This is a genomic window from Dactylosporangium sp. CA-139114 (assembly GCF_050955725.1).
Classification (GTDB): Bacteria; Actinomycetota; Actinomycetes; order Mycobacteriales; family Micromonosporaceae; genus Dactylosporangium.
Genome location: NZ_CP192080.1, coordinates 4,047,421 through 4,065,793 on the forward strand (window position 1 = coordinate 4,047,421; position 18,373 = coordinate 4,065,793).

Below are 18,373 nucleotides of genomic sequence, written 5' to 3' on the forward strand. Positions count from 1 at the left end.
GGTAGGAATCCGCCGGTTGGGAACCGGTGAAGAACCCGTTGCCGGATCGAAACCCGAACCCGATTTCGCAGGTTCCTCACATTCGGCGCGTCACAATGGCCGGGATGAGCGCACGAATCCTGGTCGCCGACGACGACCCGAAGCAGGCCGAGCTGATCCGGCTCTACCTGGAGCGCGACGGTCACAGCGTGCTCACGGTGCACAACGGCCGGGCCGCCCTGGAGCAGTGCCGCTCCCGCAAGCCGGACCTGCTGGTCCTCGACGTCATGATGCCGCAGGTCGACGGGCTCGACGTGTGCCGGATCATGCGGGCCGAGTCCAGCGTGGCGATCCTGCTCGTCACCGCCCGCTCCACCGAGGACGACCTGCTGCTGGGCCTGGACCTCGGGGCCGACGACTACATGACCAAGCCGGTCAGCCCGCGCGAGCTCGCCGCCCGGGTCCGGGCCCTGCTGCGCCGCTCCGGCATCGGCAGCCCCGGCCACCAGCGGGTGCTCACCGTCGGTGACCTGGTCGTGGACGCCGGGCGTTTCGAGGTGCGCGTCGCCGGGGAGACGATCGTGCTCACCGCGAAGGAGTTCGGCATCCTGGAGCTGCTCGCCGGCGAGCCGGGGCGCGTGTTCACCCGCGGCGAGATCATCAACCGGGTGTTCGGCTTCGAGCGTGACGTGTCCGAGCGCACCGTGGACGCGCACGTGGTCAACCTGCGCCGCAAGCTGGAGGCGGAGCCCGTGCAGCCGCGGTACGTGCAGACGGTGTACGGCCGCGGCTACCGGCTGGCGGAGCAGGCCCTCCCGGACGGGCGCCCGTGAGCTTCCGCCTGCGCGTGTTCCTGCTGACGCTGGTCGTCGCCGTGGTGGCGACCGGGGCGACGGCCTGGTTCAGCCTGCGGTTCATGGCCCAGCAGATCGACCGCTCGCAGCAGGAGGCGACGCGGCACGTGGCCGGCATCGCCGACACCGTGCGCGCGTACGCCCGCCGCCACGGCACCTGGGCCGGGGTCGCCGACCGGGTCCGGCAGCTCTCGGTCGACAACAACCAGCGCATCCGGCTGGTCAACCTCAACGGGCAGGTGACCGTCGACAGCGACAACCTGGCCAAGCGGGCCGCCCGCCCGGTCGTCGCCGCGCCCACCCTCATCAACCCGCGCCCGGCGCTGTCGCTCGACCCGCGGCTCGGCCTCGCCGCCGCCAAGGCCGACGGGTTCGTCCTGGAGGAGCTGGCCCGGTACCGGAGGGCGACCGTCTACGCCCGGTGCCTCACCGACGTGGGGCAGGACCCGCCGCCGGTGGCCCCGGACGCGTACGGCATTCCGCTGCCCGCCGCCGGGCCCCAGCGCGGCGAGTGCGCCGTGCAGGCCCGCGACGCCCAGGAGTACGCCCAGGCCGACGACAGCACCGCGATCACCAACTGCCGCGGCGCCGCCGACCACGGCGCCTGCCTGGTGCAGGCCTTCGGCAACCGGGTGGAGACGTTCGCGCCGGAGCCGCTGCAGCTGTTCCTCGGCGCCGTCGACGACGACGCGGTGACCCTGCTCGGCCGCCCGACCGGCGGGGCGATCGGGGCCGTGCTGGTGCTGTCCGTGATCGGTACCGCGCTCGTCGCCCGGCAGCTGGCCCGGCCGCTGCGCTCGCTCACGGTCGCCTCCCGCCGCCTCGCCGACGGTCACCTCGACACCCGCGTGGCGACGACCGGCCGGGACGAGGTCGGGGAGCTCTCGCGCTCGTTCAACCGCATGGCCGAGGCGCTCGAGGGCGCGGAGACGGCCCAGCGGCGCCTGCTCGCCGGCGTGGCCCACGAGCTGCGCACGCCGATGTCGAACGTGCTCGGCTACCTCGAGGCCCTCCAGGACGGCGTGGTGCCCGCGTCGCGGGAGCTGTTCTCCTCGCTGCACGAGGAGGTCCTGCTGCAGCGGCGCATCCTCGACGACCTGCAGGACCTGACGCTGGCCGAGGCGGGCCACCTCGCGTACCGCCGCACCGGCTTCGACCTCGCCGAGCTCGTCGAGGTCAGCCGCGTCGCCCATCTCGCCGTCGCCGAGCACGGCGGCGTGCGGCTCACCGCCGAGGCGGCCGGCCCGCTGCCCGTCCACGGCGACCAGGACCGGCTGCGTCAGGTGCTGGGCAACCTGGTGACGAACGCGCTGCGGTACACCGATCCGGGCGGCGCGGTCGTCCTGCGCGCCTTCCCGCTGCCGGGCCGCGCCGTGGTGGAGGTGCGCGACACGGGCTGCGGCATCGCCGCGGCCGACCTGCCCTTCGTGTTCCAGCGCTTCTGGCGCGCCGACCCGGCGCGGGACCGCGAGACGGGCGGCAGCGGCCTGGGCCTGACCATCGCGCGGCAGATCGTGCTCGACCACGACGGCACCATCGAGGTGACCAGCACCCAGGGCGAGGGCAGCGTCTTCCGCGTGACGTTCCCGCTGGTGGGGGGCTAGCGGCTCACAGTTCGACGTGGGAGCCCATGATGACGGTGCGGTCGCGGGGCAGGCAGAAGTGCTCCGCGGCGTCGGCGGTGATGTACGACGTGGCGATGAAGAGCCGCTTGCGCCAGGCCGCCATCGTCGGGGTGTCGCCGCGGCGCAGTTCGATCTTCGACAGGAAGTACGACGCCTCGTCCAGGTTGAGGGAGCCCTCGGTGCGGGCCGGGTCGAGCAGGCCCAGCGCGGCGGGGAGGTTCTGGGCGTCCATGTAGCCGTAGCGGACGGTCACGAAGACGATGCCGTCGTCGGCGTAGCCGAGGTCGTCGATCGTCACCCGGTCCTCGTCGGGGACGCGGGGGACCGGCTGCGTCTCGATCGACAGGATGAGCACGTGCTCGTGCCGCACGTGGTTGTGCTCGACGTTGGCGCGCATGGCCAGCGGCGCCGACTCCTTGCCGCGGTTGAGGAACACCGAGGTGCCGGGGACCGTCGTCAGGGCCGTGTCGGCGTGCAGGCCGTCGATGAACTCGCGCAGCGACCCCTCCTGGAACCGGCGCCGGGCGGTCACGACGGAGCGGCCCCGCTGCCAGGTCGTCATGATCGTGAACGCGGTCAGCGCGATGAGCAGCGGCAGCCAGGCGCCGTGGACGATCTTGGTCAGGTTGGCCGCCACGAACAGCAGGTCGACGCCGAGCAGGATCGCGCCGACGGAGTACAGCAGCCAGGCGGGGGCCCGCCAGGTCCTGCGCGCGATGTAGAGGAACATGAGCGTGGTGATGGTGATCGTGCCGGTGACCGTCATGCCGTAGGCGTAGGCGAGGGCGGCGGAGCTGCGGAACGCGAACACCAGGGTGAGGACCGAGACCATGAGCAGCCAGTTGATCCACGGCACGTAGATCTGCCCGATCTGCTCGGCCGAGGTGTGCGCGACGCGCAGCCGCGGCAGGTAGCCCAGCTGCGCGGCCTGGGACGCGACCGAGTACGCGCCGGTGATGACGGCCTGCGCGGCGATCACCGTCGCCGCGGTGGCCAGCAGCACCAGCGGCAGCCGCAGCCACGACGGCGCGAGCAGGAAGAACGGGCCGGCGATGTTGGCCGGGTCGTCCAGGATGAGCGCGCCCTGGCCGAAGTAGCTCAGCGTGCACGCGGGCAGGACCAGCCACAGCCAGCCGGCGGCGATCGCGCGGCGGCCGAAGTGGCCCATGTCGGCGTACAGGGCCTCGGCGCCCGTCACCGAGAGCACGATGGCGGCCAGGGCGAAGAAGGCGATGCCGAAGTGGCCGGTGAGGAACTCGATCGCGTAGGTGGGCGAGAGCGCCCTGAGGATCGCCGGGTGGCGGGTGATCCCGGCGATGCCGAGCGCGCCGATGGTGACGAACCAGGCGATCATCACCGGGCCGAAGACCCGGCCGACGGCCGCGGTGCCGCGCCGCTGCACCAGGAACAGCGCCACGATGATGACCGCGGTCAGGGGCACGACGAACTCGCCCAGCGACGGCTGCACCAGCTTCAGGCCCTCGACCGCGCTGAGCACCGAGATGGCCGGGGTGATGATGCTGTCGCCGAAGAACAGGGCGGCGCCGAAGATGCCCAGCCCGGCCAGCGTCATCGCGGCCCGGCGGCTCTGCCCGGTGACCTGACGGCGCAGGAGGGTGATGAGGGCCATGATGCCGCCCTCGCCGTCGTTGTCGATGCGCATGGCCAGCAGCACGTACGTGACCGTGACGACGATCATGACGGACCAGAAGAGCGTCGAGACCGCGCCGTACACGTTGGCGGCGCTGACCGGGACCGGGTGCGGGTCGCCCGGGTTGAACACCGTCTGCAGGGTGTAGATCGGGCTCGTGCCGATGTCGCCGAAGACGACGCCGAGGGCGCCGATGACGAGGGCCACACTGAATTTCTGCGGCTGTGCGCTCACGCCGTAATACCCCCTCGGAACCAGTATCGGCGCCGAGGGGGCGGTTCGCGGCGATTAGCTGGATACGAACGAGCGGACCTGGGCGAGCACGACGGTGTCGGTGAGGTAGGTGAGGTGATTCTCGCAGGGGACGTACGTGTTCGTCGCCCCGCTGAGCGTCGTGCTCGTGTACGGGACGATGACCCCGTCGCAGGGCGAGTACCAGGTCCGATAGACGGTGCTGCCGGGCGTCTCGTCGCCGGCGCTGAGCGTCAGGATGAACGCCGAGCCCGGGTACATCTGCTGGCAGGTCACGAACACCAGGCACGCGCCCGCGGACGTGGTGCCGTGGTTCGCGCCGGCCAGCGACGCCAGGTGCGCCACGCTGGACGCGCCGCCGAGCTGCTTGAGGTACCAGAGGCTGACGAGGCCGCCCATCGAGTGGTTGACGATGTCGACCTTCGGCCAGCCGGTGCGCGCCTTGACCTGCTCGACGAAGCTCGCCAGGCCCTGCGCGTTGGTGATGTTGCTGCCGTAGGAGTTGTACTCGTAGGCGAACAGCTCGCCGCTGCTGTAGCCGGCGCCGCGGAACAGGGCCTCGGCGGTGGCCCAGTTGGAGGCGCTGCCCGTGTAGCCGTGCACGAAGACGACCGGCCGGTGCGCGGTGGCGGCGTGCGCCCCGGTCGCGGGCAGGGCGAGCAGTGCCGCGGCGCACGCCAGCAGCAGCGCGAGGATTCGGCGCATCGATGGACCTCCTGGGGGTCGGGGTGTGTCGTGCATCGAAGCCTGCCGATCACCGGGCCGGTCGCGCATCGGTGAAATCGCCGGTGTCCTCAGGGCACGACGCGGGCCAGCTCGGTGCGCGAGCGCACCCCCAGGCGGACGAAGATGTTGCGCAGGTGGTGCTCGACCGTCCGGGGGCTCACGAACAGCGCCGCGGCGATCTCGCGGTTGGTCGCGCCGCCGGCCACGAGCCGGGCGATGCGGGCCTGCTGGGCGGTGAGCGCCGGCGCGTCGGCGGGGGCGGCCTCGACGTGCTCGCCCGCGGCGCGCAGCTCGGCGGCGGCCCGGCGCGTCCAGGGGCCGGCCTCGTACCGCTCGAACGTGGCCAGGGCGCTGCGCAGGTGCTCCCGGGCCGCGGCGGGCCGCCGGCGGCGGCGCAGCTCCTCGCCGTAGAGCAGCTCCGTGCGCGCGCCCGGCAACGCCGAGTCGCCGGCCAGGTGCAGCCGCAGCGCCTCGCGGAAGCGCTCGTCGGCCTCGTCGTCGCCGGCCGCGAGCAGGCCGTGGCAGCGCGCCGACAGCGCCAGCCAGGTCGGGTTCGCCGTCGCCGCCGCCCACACGTCGTAGGCGGCGAGGACCTGCCGGGCCGGGCCGGGATCGCCGCTGCGCACGACCGCCTCCACCAGCGTCGGGATGGCCGGCACCTGGACGCCCAGGTGCCCGCGCCCCACCGCGGTGCGCATGACGCCCCAGAGCCGCCCGGCCGCGTCGGCGTGGCGCCCCGCGGCGACGTCGACGAGGCTCGCGGCCCACACGCACATGGCCCGGGCCTGGCTGTCGACGTCGCCGCCGGCCCGGGCCCGGCAGCGGCCCACCCAGCGCCGGCAGCCGTCCGCGTCGCCGAGCAAACCCGCGATCACCGCCAGCAGGCCGCAGCAGTTGTCGGCGACCGCGTCCTGACCGGTGGCCGCGGCCAGGCGCAGCCCCTCGGCGGCCGTGGCGGCGGCGAGGTCGAGGTCGCCGAGGGCGAGCGCGGCGGTCGCGGCGACGTCCTGGGCCAGCGGCTCGGTGGCCCGGTCGCCGACGCCCCGGGCCAGGCGGGCCGCCCGGACGGCCAGCCGGTGCGCGTCCTCGTCCCGCCCGGCGACGATCCCGGCCCAGGCGGCCCGCACGAGCACCGGCGGGTCGGCGCAGGCGGCGGCGAGCGCGACGGCCCGCCGCAGCGGACCGGCGGCGCGGGCGGGGTCTCCGGCGTATCCGGCGGCCATGCCCGCGAAGTGCTCGAACAGCACCGCTTCGTCCGGGGCGGGGTGCGGCCCGGGGTCTGCGGCGGGGTCCGGCTCGGGGTCCGGCCGGGGGTCTGCGGCGGGGTGCGGCCCGGGGTTTGCGGCGGGGTCAGGCCCGTGGTCCGATCCGGGGTCTGCGGCGGGGTCCGGCGCGGGGCGCAGGGCGAGGGCCCGCCGCGCCACCGCGGCGAACTCATCGTGGCGGCCGGACGCGCCGAGCGCCTCCCCCGCGAGGGCGAGGGCGCGCAGGGCCCGCCGTCCGGGCAGCCGGGCGGCCGCGGCGAGCAGGGTGTGCCGGGCGTCCCCGGGCGCGCCGGTGCGCAGCTCCACCTCGCCGAGCAGCAGGTCCCGTTCCGCGTGCAGCGCCTGCGGTACCACCGGCGGGAACACGGCCCGCAGCAGCAGCCGCGCCCGGTGCGGCTCGCCACCGCGCCACGCGAGCCGGGCCGCGCCGAGGGTCCAGGCCGCCGCCCGGGCCGGGTCGGTGGTGAGCTCGGCCGCCCGCCGCAGCGCCGCGACGGCGGCGGCATCGGCCCCGACGTCGGCTCCGACGTGGGCCGGGCAGTCTCGGTCGGGCGTGGCGGCGGCGGCGTCGGCTCGGACGTGGGCCGGGCAGTCTCGGTCGGGCGTGGCGGCGGCGGCGTCGGCTCGGACGTGGGCCGGGCAGTCTCGGTCGGGCGTGGCGGCGGCGGCGTCGGCTCGGACGTGGGCCGGGCAGTCTCGGTCGGGCGTGGCGGCGGCGGCGTCGGCTCGGACGTGGGCCGGGCAGTCTCGGTCGGGCGTGGCGGCGGCGGCGTCGGCTCGGACGTGGGCCGGGCAGTCTCGGTCGGGCGTGGCGGCGGCGGCGTCGGCTCGGACGTGGGCCGCGCAGTCTCGGTCGGGCGTGGCGGCGGCGGCGTCGGCTCGGACGTGGGCCGGGCAGTCTCGGTCGGGCGTGGCGGCGGCGGCGTCGGCTCGGACGTGGGCCGCGCAGTCTCGGTCTGGCGCGGCGGCGGCATCGGCCCCGCTCGCCCCGGCGTCGGCGGTGCCGGCTCCGTCGGCCGCGGCGGCGGTGCCGGCGCCGTCCGCGGCGAGGGCGGCCCGGGCGAGCTCGGTGGCCAGGGCGTCGTCGGGGCCGGTGGCGGTCGCGGCGCGGTGCAGCGCGGCCTCGCGGCGGTCGGCGACCAGGTCCGCCAGGCGGCGGTGGGCCGTGAGGCGCTCGGCCAGCCCGGCCTCCGCGTACACGACCTCGGCGAGCAGCGGCGGCACGAACCGGGCGCGGCCGTCCTCGACGTGGACGAGCTCCGCGTGCTCGGCCGGGGCCAGGTCGGCCGCCGGGAGCAGGGCCGCGGGGCAGCTCGTGCCGGCGGCGGTCATCCGGGCCGCGGCGGCCGCGAGCACCAGGACGCGGCGGGTGCCGGGGGGCAGGGTGCGCAGGACGGTGCGGTACTCGCGGCTGAGCGGCCCGTCGCGCGGCGGCGTCGTGGGCGGGTCGGCCTCGCCGCGGCGCTGCTCGGCGGAGAGGGCCGCGGCCAGCTCGGTCAGGGCGCGCGGGTTGCCCGCGGCCCGCCCGGCGAGGACCCCGGCCACGTCGCCGGCGAGGCCCGGCACGGCCCGGGCGAGCAGCGACCGGCTGTCGCGGCGGTCCAGGGGGCCGAGGCGGCGGCGGGGCAGCCCGGCGAGCACGGCCTCGCCGGCGGCGGCCGCGGGCGTGTCCCGCAGCGCGAACACGAGCGCGATCCGCTCGCCCCCGGCCCGCCGCGCGGCGACGGCGAGCGCGTCGAGCGAGGCGCGGTCGAGCGCGTGGGCGTCGTCGACGAGCACGAGGACCGGCCCGGCCCGCGCGACGTCCCGCAGCGCGGCGAGCACCGCCAGCCCGGCCGCGAGCCGGTCGTGCGGCTCGCCGTCCGCCTCGGCCGGACCGTGCGCCTGGGCCCAGTCGTGCGCCTCGGCCGGGCCGTTCGCTTGGGCCGGGCCGTGCGCTTGGGCCGGGCCGTGTGCCTGGGCCGGGTAGGGCAGGCCGGCGAGGAGGCGGTGCAGGCCGGCGAGCGGGAGCGCGGACTCGGCGTGGCACCCGGTCACGGACAGGACCGTCACGAAGCCGCCGGTGGGCGTGCCGGCCGGACCGCTCGCGGACGCCGTCGCGGTCTCCGTGCCGGCCGGGCCGCTCGCGGACACCGTCGAGAGGGGGTTGACGGCGGTGTCCGCGAGGGCGTTCAGGAGGGCCGTGCGGCCGATGCCCGGCGGGCCGGCCAGGACCAGGGCGCCGCCGCGGCCTTCGGTGGCGGCGCCGAGCAGGGCCGTGGCGGCGGCCAGGTCGTCGTCGCGGCCCAGGAGCCGAACTTTCTGCACGGTCGATGCATCAACCATGCCGTTCAGTGTTACGCGCGGGTAACGCGCAGGGGAAGTACGCGCGGGTTATTGCACGTGCAGGACGTTGCTCACGCGGGCCAGGCGCAGGGTGCGGGTGACCCGTGGGCCGGGCGAGCGCAGGGTGAGCCGCCCGCCCGCGACGAACATGCGCCGGTGCACGTCCAGGAGCATGCCGATCGCGGCCGCGTCGACGAACGGGCACTCCGTGAGATCGACGACCAGGTGGTCCGGCCCGAGATCCGCCGCCTCGTGGAGGAGGGCGGCGAAGCGCGGTACCGAGGCCGCGTCCAGTTCCTCGCGGATCACCACCTCGATCGTGGGGGTGGCCGCGTCGGCCGTGCCGCTGTGCATGTGCGTCTCCCGTCGTCGCCGGTGCCCACCTCCCCAGCGTTCGGCTCCGATGTGGCGAACCCTGCCCGGATCCGTGACGGTTGTGTGACTTCGGCGGCGCAGGCCCCCGGTCGGGGCCGGGGAAGTGGTCGCCGGGCGGTCGCGCCCGGCATGATGCCCCTATGGCAGGCGTGCTGGTGATCGAGGACGACGACCGGATCCGGCTCTCGCTGGCGCTCGCGCTGGAGGACGAGGGCTACGCGGTCCGCGGCGCGGCGAGCGCGGAGGAGGGGCTGGTCGCGCAGCGCGAGGACCCCGCCGACACCGTGCTCGTCGACCTGATGCTGCCCGGCGTCGACGGGTTCGAGTGCATTCGGCAGCTGCGCCGCGGCGACGACGTGCCGATCGTGGTCATCAGCGCGCGCGACGACACCCACGACATCGTCGCCGCGCTCGAGGCCGGGGCCGACGACTACCTGGTCAAGCCGGTCGCGGTGAAGGAGCTCTCGGCCCGGCTGCGGGCGCTGCGCCGGCGCGGGCGCACCGTGCAGGCGATGGCCAGCATGGTCTTCGGCGACATGGAGATCCTGCCGGAGGCGGGCGAGGTGCGCATCGACGGCGAGCCGGTCGCCGTGACCCGCACCGAGTTCCGGCTGCTGTGCGAGCTGGCCGAGCACCCGGGGCAGGTGCTGAGCCGCCAGCAGCTGCTGCAGCGGGTGTGGGAGTACGAGATCGGCGACGAGCGGCTGGTGGACGTGCACGTCGGGCGGCTGCGGCAGAAGATCGAGCGGGACTCCAAGTCGCCGCGGTACCTCGTGACCGTGCGCGGCATGGGGTACAAGCTGCAGCGATGACCCGCCTGCGGCTGGGGCTGCGGACCCGGGTCGTCGCCGGGTTCGCCGCCGGCGCGCTGACCCTCTCCGCCTGCATGGCCCTCGTCTCCTACGAGCTCACCCGCAACGAGCTCATCGGCGGCCGGGAGCGCTCGGCGGTGCGCTCGGCGACCTTCGACGCGCGGGTCGTGTCCGCCGGGCTGAACGCCGACAAGCCCGACATCGGCGGGATGCTGCGCACCCTGGACACCGGGGGCAATCGCCGGGTGCTCGTGTTCCACCTGGGCAAGTGGTACTCGCGCCACGCCGAGACCGCGTCCACCTCCGCCGTGCCGCAGAGCCTGCAGGGCCTCGTCGGCGAGGCGGGCCAGGGCATCCAGCGCACGAGCCTCGACGGCTCGCCGGTGGTGATCGTGGGCATCCTGCTGTCGCCGGCCACCGCGCTGTACGAGATCGACTCCATGCGCGAGCTGGACCAGAACCTGCGCACCATCGGGTGGGTGCTCGCCCTGGTCGCCTCGGCCGTCGCGCTGGCCGGGGCGGGCGTGGGGTGGTACGCCACCCGCTACGTCCTGCGCCCCCTGCGCTCGGTCGCCACCGCGGCCCAGGGCATCAGCGCCGGCGACCTCGGCGCGCGGCTCGACCCCGCCACCGACCCGGACCTGGAGCCGCTGTCGACCTCGTTCAACGAGATGGTCGACCAGCTGGCCCGGCGCATCGAGCGGGACCGCCGCTTCGCCGCCGACGTCTCCCACGAGCTGCGCTCCCCGCTGCAGACCCTGGCCGCGTCGGCGAGCGTGCTGGAGCGCCGCCGCGACCGCCTCGACGAGCGCACCGCGACCGCGGCCGGCCTGGTCGTCGACGAGGTGGCCCGGTTCCAGCAGCTCGTCGACGACCTGCTGGAGCTGGCCCGCGGCGACCTGCCGGCCCAGCTGGAGCCGGCCGACGTCGGCGAGCTGGCCCGGCGGGCGGTGCAGCGCCGCGGCCTCGACCCGGCGATCGTGGACGCCGGCCGGGCGGGGGCCGACGACCTGCGGTGGACCGTCGACCGGCGCCGGCTCGAACAGGTGCTCGTGAACCTGCTCGACAACGCGGTGACCCACGGCGGGGGCCCGGTCGCGGTGCGGATCGAGACCGACGGCCCCGACGGGTCGATCGAGGTCGACGACGACGGCCCCGGCGTCAACCCCGCCGACCGCGAGGTGATCTTCGACCGGTTCGAGCGGGGCCGCTCGGCCGGGGCCCGTGGCAGCTACACGGGCACGGGGCTGGGCCTGTCGCTGGTGGCGCAGCACGTGGCAGCCCACGGGGGCCGGGTGCTCGTGCTGGACCGGCCCGGGGGCGGCGCGCGGTTCCGGATCGAGCTGCCGGGGGTGCGGTGAGGCGCCCCGGCCGGCTCCCCGGCCTCGCGCTGCTCGCGATGGTCGCGCCGCTCGCGCTGGGCGGGTGCGGGGTGCCGACCGAGGACTCCCCGCGGCCGATCGAGCCCTCGGTGGTCATCGGCTCCTACGAGGGCCCGATGGCGGCGACGTCGCCGGGCGCGGTCGTGGAGCGGCTGTTCTTCACGCGCGACAACCAGCTCGTGCCGGTCGACCGGCGGGTGGCGAACGTCCCGGCACCCCAGCGGCACCTCGGCGACCTCGTCGCCGGCCCGACGGCGCAGGAGCGCGACGCGGGGGTCGACAGCGCGCTCGGCGGGACCTCGTACATCACCGGCGTCCAGCTGCACAACGGCACCGCCGTCGTCGGGCTGTCGGTCGACAACCCCATCCGCAACGACGAGACGCTCGCCTACGGGCAGATCGTGTGCACGCTCGCCGCCCGTGCCGACATCGTCGCCGTGCAGTTCACGCAGGACGGGCGGACGCTGGAGGTACCGCGGGGCGACGGCGCCCTCACCAGCGCGCCGCTCACCGAGGACGACTACGTCAGCCTCATCGCCGAGCGGTAGCCGCGGTCACCACGAAGCTGAACCGGTCGATGCCGTGGATCAGCCGGGCCAGCTGCGCGAAGTCGACGGGCTTGCGGAAGTAGTGCTCGGCCGGCACCCCGAAGTCGCGCAGCATCCGCTCCTCCAGCAGCGAGCTGGTGAGCACGACGACGATCAGCCCGGCCAGCTCCGGCCGGCTGCGCACCCGGTCGAGCACGACGCGCCCGTCGACGCCGGGCAGGTTGAGGTCGAGCAGCAGGATGTCCGGGCGCGGGGCGTCCGCGTGGCGGCCGCGGCGCTCCAGGTAGTCGATCGCCTCGAGGCCGTCGCCGAGCACGGTGAGCGGGTTGCGCAGGCGGTGCTCGCGGAACTCGTCGACCGTGTACGCCACGTCGCCCGCGTCGTCCTCGACCAGCAGAATGTGCGCGAGGTCCATGGGCTCCCCCGGTTATTGCAGCAGTGCAATGGTTTCGGCTTACGGTAAGGTATACGGCCCTGGCAAATCCACCCGCCGCGCCCCCCGCGGCGGCCTCGCCCGTGCAACGATGGCGCGGTGACGACCGAGCCGCTCGTCGAGGCGCTGCTGGCGGTGAGCCGCAGCATGGTCGCGCTCGCCGCGCGCAGCCTCGCGGCGCTCGGGACGGACGTGACGCTGCCGCAGTACCGCACGCTGGTCCTGCTGGCCGGCGGCGGCCCGCAGCGCAGCGCGGTGCTGGCCCGCGAGCTCGGCGTGGCCCCGTCGACGCTGACCCGCATGTGCGACCGGCTCGTGCGCAAGTCGCTCATCCACCGCTTCCACCGGCACAACGACCGGCGGTCGATCTGGCTGGGCCTGACCCCGGCCGGCCGCGACCTCGTGGGCCACGTGATGCGGGCCCGGCGTCATGAGCTGGAGGCGATCGTACGGTCGGCGGGCCTGACGGCGGCCCCGCGCGAGCTGACCCTGTTGCACGCGTTCGTGCGGGCCGCGGGCGAGCTGCCCGACGACGAGTGGTGGGGCCGCTGGGAGACCTCGGCCGACCCGGTGGAGGGCGCGCAGGCCATGCGCACGAGCCGGCTCGCCCCGAAGCCGCTCACCTAGCGGGTCTTGCCCTGCGTCCGGGGCCGCCGCACGCCGTCGACCTCGGTGCAGAGCGGCTGTGAGATCGAGCATGCCCATCGTGGTCACCACTGTCGCGCGCCGGGCGGCTCAGGGCGACGGATGTTCTGCCCGGCGATGCAGCAGCAGGGCCGTCAAGCATCCTGCGAGCAGGCCCCAGAAGGCGGAGCCGATGCCGAGGATCGTCGTGCCGGAGGCGGTCACCACGAACGTGACCACGGCCGCCTCGCGCCCCTGCGGCTCCGTGACCGCCGAGGCCAGCGACGAGCCCAGCGCCGGCAGCAGGGCCAGGCCCGCGACCGCCACGACCAGGATCGGCGGGGAGAGCAGGACCAGGGCCATGGCCAGCGACGCGCCGAGGCCGAGGGCGAGCTGGCCGCCGCCGAGGGCCACCGTGGCGATCCAGCGCCGGCGCGGGTCCGGGTGGGTGTCGGGGCCGGCGGTGAGGGCGGCGGTGATCGCGGCCAGGTTGACCGCGTGCCCGCCGAACGGGGCCGCGAGCGCGCTGGCCGCCCCGGTGGCGACGAGCAGCGGGCGCAGGGGCGGGGTGTAGCCGTACGTCGCGAGGACCGCCATCCCGGGCACGTTCTGGGCGGCCATGGTCACCAGGAACAGCGGGATCGCCAGGCTCACCACGACCGACGGGTTCAGCGTGGGCGCGGTCAGGATCGGGGCGGGCCGCAGCCCGGCGCCGCCCAGCGAGCCGCCGGGGCCGTGCACGGCGATCGCGGCGACCGCCGCGAGCAGGGCGCCCGGCACGGCCCACTGCCGGGCGAAGCGGAACAGCACCGCCCAGGTGAGCACGACCGGGGTGGCCAGCAGCGGCAGGTCGACCATCGCCCGCACCGGGGCCAGGCACAGGCTGAGGATCACCCCGGCGAGCATCGCGCCGGCGATCGGGCGCGGGATGGCGGCGATCGCCCGGGTCAGCCACGGGATCAGGCCCGCGAGGATCATGAGCGCGCCGCTGAGCAGGAACGCGCCCACGGCCGCCGGGAAGCCGCCCGGGACCGGGCCGGTCGCGGCGAGCAGGGCCGCGCCCGGGGTCGACCAGGCGATGGCGATCGGCATCCGGTACCGCCATCCGAGCCCGATCGCCGTGACCCCGATCGCCACGCACACGGCGAGCAGCCCGGAGGCGGCCTGGGCCGGGGTGGCGCCGACCGCGCGAAGGCCGGCGAGCACGACGGTGAACGAGCTCGCGTACCCGACGAGCGCGCTCACCAGCCCCGCGAGCACGGCCGGCAGCTCCCGCCGCAGCCGGTGGCCCGCCGCCTGCTCCTTGCCCGCCTTCCGGTCCGCGCCCGCCGCCTGCTCCGTGCCCGCCGTCGGGTCCGTGCCCGCCGCCTGCTCCTTGGCCGCCGCGGCCCGCTCCTTGCCCGCCGTCGGGTCCGCCTCCGTCGGCAGGCCCGTGGCCGCCGCCTGATCAATGCCGGGCGGCTGGTCCGTGCTCGCCTGCTGGTGCGTGCCCGGCGGTCGTTCGCCGGTGGGCTCGTGCGCCGGTGGGCTGGTGGTCGGGTGCCCTTCGCCGGTCGAGTCCGGGGGTGCCTGGCGCATGCGGGGGCCCTTCGCCGATCGTTCCGTAAACGGAACGCAACAATAGCCACATGAGCGCGAGCGGAACAAGCCGCACGGGCGCCGAGTCCGCCGTGGGCGAGCGGCTGCGGCGGATGCGGGAGGCGCGCGGGCTTTCCCTGTCGGCCCTCGCGCGGGCGGCCGGCATCGGCAAGGCGACACTGTCCGGTCTCGAGCACGGCACGCGCAACCCGACCCTGGAGACGCTGTACGCGGTGGCGGGGGCGCTGGGGGTACCGCTGACGGCTCTGGTCCTGAAGCCCGGTGATCCCCCGGCCGCCGCCGCCGACGTGCGAGGCGCGGCGGTCACCGCGACGCTGCTCGAGGTGTTCGAGGAGCCCGGGGCGACGTTCGAGCTGTTCTGGATGCGCGTGCGGCCCGGCGTGGCCCAGCGCTCCCCGGCCCACGCGCGCGGGGTGACCGAGCACATCACGGTCTACGGCGGGACGCTGCGGGCGGGCCCCGAGGACGCGCCCCGCACCGCCGGGGCGGGCGAGCACGTGACCTTCCCGGCCGACGTGCCGCACGTCTACGAGGCGGCGGGCCCCGACGAGGTGGTGGCGAACCTGCTGATCCGCTCGCCCCGCTGACGCGTCCACGGACCGTCGGGTTCGCGTGGCTGGCTTGGGTGGGGCGCGCGTCGGGAGGCCGTCGGGGCGTCGTCGGCCGGTGGTGTCTGCTCGGCTGGTGGGGCCGCCGGGCTCGGCCGGCTGACTCAGGCGGGGTGCGTCCAGGGGCCCGGGCCGTCGGGCTCGGTCAGCGCGGCGATGACCGCGAGCAGTTCCGGCGGCTCGAGGCGCCCGTCCAGCCCGGCGAGCTCCGCCCGCTCGAGCCAGGCGTGCCCGCGCAGGCTCAGCGCCTCGTCCGGCAGCAGCCCGGTGCGCACCAGCGGCGGGGTCTCGACGTCGAAGCGGGCGAGGAAGAACTGCTCGGGCCCGACGGTGCGCAGCCCGTTCCACCACATGTCGCGCTCGACGTCCACGAACCGGTCCAGCACCGCGGCGGCGTCGAGCCCGGTCTCCTCGCCGAGCTCCCGGCGCGCCGTGTCCAACGGCGACTCGCCCGGGTCGATGCCCCCGCCGGGCGGCTCCCACAGCAGCGAGCCGTCCGAGGGATCCTGCCAGTGCAGCAACAGCACTCGCTGGGCCGCGTCCAGGCACACGACGCGCGCGGCCGGCCGGCGCCGAGGCTCCGCGTTGTCCACGCGAAGACCCTATCGGCCCGGCCCGCGCCCCGCTGCCCCGCCGGAAGCCGGTGGCGGGCGCACCCGCTCCGCGCCCGGCCCGGAGCCGGTGACAGGGCGAACCCCGGCCGCCGCACCGCCGAACGACGGTGGCGGGCACCCTCAGGCCGGCGTTCGCCCTCGCCCTCGTCGTGACGCTCGCGGTGCAGGTGATGACCCTGTTCGCGGTGGCATGGCGGCGACCGGCCCGGGCCGGGAGTCGTTGCCGTAAAACGAACATTTGCCGCGTTTGCCGTCATATCCTGTGCCCAGCGCGGGTGATCAAGGGCGGGTGACCGGATGCAGGATCAGCTCATCTTCGGCGTGGGCCGGCTGCTGTGCGCGCTGCCGCTGGGCTGCGTCGCCGAGACCGTCCGGCCGCTGCCGGTGCAGCCCGTCGCCGGTGCGGGCGGGGCCCTGCTCGGGGTGGCCGTGATCCGGGGCGCGGCGGTGCCCGTCGTCGACACCGCGGCGCTGCTCGGCGATCCGGGCGCCCCGCCCAGCCGGTTCATCACCGTGGGCACCCCGGGCGGGACCGTCGCGTTCGCCACCGGGCCGGTCCTCGGGGTGCGGTCCGTGCCCCGCTCGGCCGCGCAGCCCTCGCCGGCGGACGGGGAGCTGGTGGAGGCGGTCGGGGTGCTCGACGGGCGGCCGCTGCTGTTCCTGCGCCCCGATGCTGTGCCGGTGCGGGGGGCCAGGGCCGAGGCGCGCGGGGGCGACCGTGCCGCCGCATGAGCCGGACGGCGTCGCGCGGCTGCGGCGGCTGCTCGCCGAGCGGCTCGGGATGGCGTTCGACGACAAGAAGGACGGGCTGCTCGCGGATATCCTCCAGCAGCGGGCCACCCAGCACGGGCTGACCGATCGCGGCTACCTGGACCGGCTCACCACCGCGTGGACCGCCGAGCTCTCCGCGCTCGCCGAGGCGCTCACGGTCAACGAGACCTACTTCTTCCGCAACGTCGAGCAGTTCCGGGCGCTCGCCGACGTCGCCCTTCCGGCGCGGATGCGCGCCGACGACGGGCGGCGCCGGCTCGACCTGCTGTCCGTGGGGTGCTCGACCGGCGAGGAGGCCTACAGCCTGGCGATGGTCCTCGCCGGCCGCGTGCCGCAGGCGTGGGAGACCTCGATCATCGGGCTGGACGTGAACCGCGGGGCGCTGCGCAAGGCGATGGCCGGGCGCTACTCGCTGTGGTCCCTGCGCGAGACGCCCGAGAGCGTGCGGCAGCAGTGGTTCCGCCCGGCCGGCGACGGGGTCGAGATCGACGCGCGGCTGCGCAACCGGGTCCGCTTCGTCGAGCACAACGTCGCGCGGGACGACCCGGTGCTGTTCGCGCCGGGGTTGTACGACATCGTGTTCTGCCGCAACCTGCTCATGTACCTCACGCCGGACACGGCGCGCACGGTGGTGGAGCGCATCACGCGGAGCCTGGTGCTCGGCGGCTACCTGTTCCTGGGGCACACCGACACGCTCGGCCCGCGCCCCGAGGGCCTGGCCGTGCACCACTCGCACGGGACGTTCTACTACGAGCGCGTGGCGGTGGCGCCCCGGGCCCCCGAGCCCGTGCCGGCCGCCGGTCCGCCGCCGCGGGAGCGGGCCCTCGCGCTGCTGCGGCAGGAGCGCTTCGCCGACGCGCTCGAGGTGCTCGACGCCGTCGCCGGGGCCGAGGCCGACCGGCCCGAGACGTGGCTCGTGCGCGGCTGCGCGCTGGCCGGGCTCGGGGACACCGGGCGGGCCGCGGACCTGTGCCGGCGGCTGCTGGACCGCGACGCACTCTTCGCCGACGCGCACCAGCTGCTCGCCGACTGCCACGAGGGCGACGAGCAGCACGACGCCGCCCAGCGCCACCATCGCATCGCCGCGCAGCTCGACCCCGGCTTCGCGATCCCGCGGCTGCGGCTGGGGCTGCTGGCCCGGCGCGTCGGCGACCGGCGTACGGCGGAGGAGGAGCTCGATCGGGCCGTACACCTGCTGCGGGCGGAGTCCGAGGAGCGCATCGCGCTGTTCGGGGGCGGGTTCGGCCGCGGCGCCCTGATCGCGCTGTGCCGGGCCGAACTGGCGGCGGTCTCGTGAGCGCCGTCGCGCCGCCGCGCCCGGACGACCCGGCCGGGGCGCCAGCGGTGCCGGTGCGGGACCGGGGCGCGATCGAGCGCCGGCTCGCCGAGCTGCGGGAGGAGTTCGACCGCTCGTTCGCCGACCCGCCCCGCTCGGCCGTCGCCGGCCACGACGACCTGCTGGCGATCCGGGCGGGCGGCGTGCGGTACGCGCTGCGCCTGACCCAGGCCGCCGGGCTGTTCCCCGACCGTCCCGTGACGCGGCTGCCAGGCCCGCTCGGCGCGCTGCTCGGGGTGGCGGGCTTCCGCGGCGCGATCGTGCCCGTGTACGACCTGGCGGCCGTGCTGGGCACGGGCGCCGCCGCGGCCGGACCGGCGGACGGCGGCACCGGGCCGCGCTGGCTCGTGCTCGCGGCCGGGCAGCCCGCCGTCGCGCTGGCCTTCGCCGAGCTCGACGGCCACCTGCGCATTCCCAGCGACCGGCTGGTGGAGGAGGCGGACGGCCACGGCCCGCACGGATGCCTGCGCGGGATCGTGCCGCTGCCCGACGGGGCCCGCCCCATCGTCGACGTGCCGGCGGTGCGCGCCGCGGTCCGGGCCGCCGTCGACGCCGTCACCGGGCCGGCGCGGCACTCCGAGGAGCGATAGGCAG

17 protein-coding genes are annotated in these 18,373 nt (G+C 76.0%); 10 read left to right on the plus strand and 7 right to left on the minus strand.

Going from position 1 to position 18,373, the window contains the following annotated elements:
* Nucleotides 1–104: 104 nt before the first annotated feature.
* Together ACQP2P_RS18440 and ACQP2P_RS18445 are read left to right on the plus strand one after the other, a co-directional pair.
* Entirely contained in the window at nt 105–812 is a 708-nt protein-coding gene (locus ACQP2P_RS18440) for a response regulator transcription factor (RefSeq protein WP_433617587.1), read from the plus strand.
* Entirely contained in the window at nt 809–2,437 is a 1,629-nt protein-coding gene (locus ACQP2P_RS18445; protein WP_433617588.1) for a sensor histidine kinase, read from the plus strand. The genes ACQP2P_RS18440 and ACQP2P_RS18445 overlap by 4 nt, the downstream gene beginning before the upstream one ends.
* A 4-nt stretch (nt 2,438–2,441) precedes the next feature.
* Here ACQP2P_RS18445 and ACQP2P_RS18450 read toward each other — a convergent pair whose 3' ends face one another.
* From ACQP2P_RS18450 to ACQP2P_RS18465, 4 genes are all read right to left on the minus strand, one after another.
* The gene (locus ACQP2P_RS18450) at nt 2,442–4,343 is read right to left on the minus strand and encodes a potassium transporter Kup (RefSeq protein WP_433617589.1); all 1,902 of its coding nucleotides are present in this window, start codon (nt 4,341–4,343) and stop codon (nt 2,442–2,444) included.
* Nucleotides 4,344–4,397: 54 nt separating this feature from the next.
* Nucleotides 4,398–5,066 carry an esterase/lipase family protein gene (locus tag ACQP2P_RS18455; RefSeq protein ID WP_433617590.1) on the minus strand — a complete coding sequence of 223 codons (669 nt, stop codon included), beginning with the start codon at nt 5,064–5,066 and terminating at the stop codon, nt 4,398–4,400.
* 89 nt (nt 5,067–5,155) lie between these two features.
* Nucleotides 5,156–8,677, minus strand: a complete 3,522-nt coding sequence (locus ACQP2P_RS18460; protein ID WP_433617591.1) for a LuxR C-terminal-related transcriptional regulator — start codon at nt 8,675–8,677, stop codon at nt 5,156–5,158.
* A 48-nt stretch (nt 8,678–8,725) separates the two neighbouring features.
* On the minus strand, nt 8,726–9,031 hold the full coding sequence (locus ACQP2P_RS18465; protein ID WP_433075894.1) for an STAS domain-containing protein: 306 nt from the start codon (nt 9,029–9,031) through the stop codon (nt 8,726–8,728).
* Between the two features lie 161 nt (nt 9,032–9,192).
* On the opposite strand from ACQP2P_RS18465, the gene ACQP2P_RS18470 reads away from it, so the two are divergent.
* From ACQP2P_RS18470 to ACQP2P_RS18480, 3 genes are read left to right on the plus strand one after another with little or no spacing between them, the layout of a single operon-like run.
* Nucleotides 9,193–9,864, plus strand: coding sequence for a response regulator transcription factor (locus ACQP2P_RS18470; RefSeq protein ID WP_433617592.1), 672 nt, complete (start codon nt 9,193–9,195; stop codon nt 9,862–9,864).
* The gene (locus tag ACQP2P_RS18475) at nt 9,861–11,225 is read left to right on the plus strand and encodes an ATP-binding protein (RefSeq protein ID WP_433617593.1); all 1,365 of its coding nucleotides are present in this window, start codon (nt 9,861–9,863) and stop codon (nt 11,223–11,225) included. The genes ACQP2P_RS18470 and ACQP2P_RS18475 overlap by 4 nt, the downstream gene beginning before the upstream one ends.
* On the plus strand, nt 11,222–11,794 hold the full coding sequence (locus ACQP2P_RS18480) for a GerMN domain-containing protein (protein WP_433617594.1): 573 nt from the start codon (nt 11,222–11,224) through the stop codon (nt 11,792–11,794). The genes ACQP2P_RS18475 and ACQP2P_RS18480 overlap by 4 nt, the downstream gene beginning before the upstream one ends.
* Here the strand turns inward: ACQP2P_RS18480 and ACQP2P_RS18485 are convergent.
* Entirely contained in the window at nt 11,778–12,209 is a 432-nt protein-coding gene (locus tag ACQP2P_RS18485; protein WP_433617595.1) for a response regulator, read from the minus strand. The genes ACQP2P_RS18480 and ACQP2P_RS18485 overlap by 17 nt on opposite strands.
* A gap of 117 nt (nt 12,210–12,326) precedes the next feature.
* Between ACQP2P_RS18485 and ACQP2P_RS18490 the strand changes: the two genes are divergently transcribed.
* Entirely contained in the window at nt 12,327–12,854 is a 528-nt protein-coding gene (locus tag ACQP2P_RS18490; RefSeq protein WP_433617596.1) for a MarR family winged helix-turn-helix transcriptional regulator, read from the plus strand.
* A gap of 108 nt (nt 12,855–12,962) precedes the next feature.
* On the opposite strand, the gene ACQP2P_RS18495 is transcribed toward ACQP2P_RS18490, so the two are convergent.
* Complete coding sequence (locus tag ACQP2P_RS18495; RefSeq protein ID WP_433617597.1) at nt 12,963–14,429, minus strand: benzoate/H(+) symporter BenE family transporter; 1,467 nt, start codon at nt 14,427–14,429, stop codon at nt 12,963–12,965.
* 50 nt (nt 14,430–14,479) lie between these two features.
* Between ACQP2P_RS18495 and ACQP2P_RS18500 the strand changes: the two genes are divergently transcribed.
* Nucleotides 14,480–15,037: a helix-turn-helix domain-containing protein gene (locus tag ACQP2P_RS18500; protein ID WP_433617598.1), complete on the plus strand. Its 558-nt coding sequence runs from the start codon at nt 14,480–14,482 to the stop codon at nt 15,035–15,037.
* A gap of 125 nt (nt 15,038–15,162) precedes the next feature.
* On the opposite strand, the gene ACQP2P_RS18505 is transcribed toward ACQP2P_RS18500, so the two are convergent.
* Nucleotides 15,163–15,651 carry an NUDIX domain-containing protein gene (locus ACQP2P_RS18505; RefSeq protein ID WP_433617599.1) on the minus strand — a complete coding sequence of 163 codons (489 nt, stop codon included), beginning with the start codon at nt 15,649–15,651 and terminating at the stop codon, nt 15,163–15,165.
* A 318-nt stretch (nt 15,652–15,969) separates the two neighbouring features.
* On the opposite strand from ACQP2P_RS18505, the gene ACQP2P_RS18510 reads away from it, so the two are divergent.
* Genes ACQP2P_RS18510 through ACQP2P_RS18520 form a run of 3 tightly spaced genes read left to right on the plus strand, consistent with a single transcriptional unit; the run spans nt 15,970 to nt 18,369 of the window.
* Entirely contained in the window at nt 15,970–16,404 is a 435-nt protein-coding gene (locus ACQP2P_RS18510) for a chemotaxis protein CheW (RefSeq protein WP_433617600.1), read from the plus strand.
* Complete coding sequence (locus tag ACQP2P_RS18515; protein ID WP_433617601.1) at nt 16,391–17,740, plus strand: CheR family methyltransferase; 1,350 nt, start codon at nt 16,391–16,393, stop codon at nt 17,738–17,740. The genes ACQP2P_RS18510 and ACQP2P_RS18515 overlap by 14 nt, the downstream gene beginning before the upstream one ends.
* Nucleotides 17,737–18,369, plus strand: coding sequence for a chemotaxis protein CheW (locus ACQP2P_RS18520; protein WP_433617602.1), 633 nt, complete (start codon nt 17,737–17,739; stop codon nt 18,367–18,369). The genes ACQP2P_RS18515 and ACQP2P_RS18520 overlap by 4 nt, the downstream gene beginning before the upstream one ends.
* Nucleotides 18,370–18,373 lie beyond the last annotated feature (4 nt).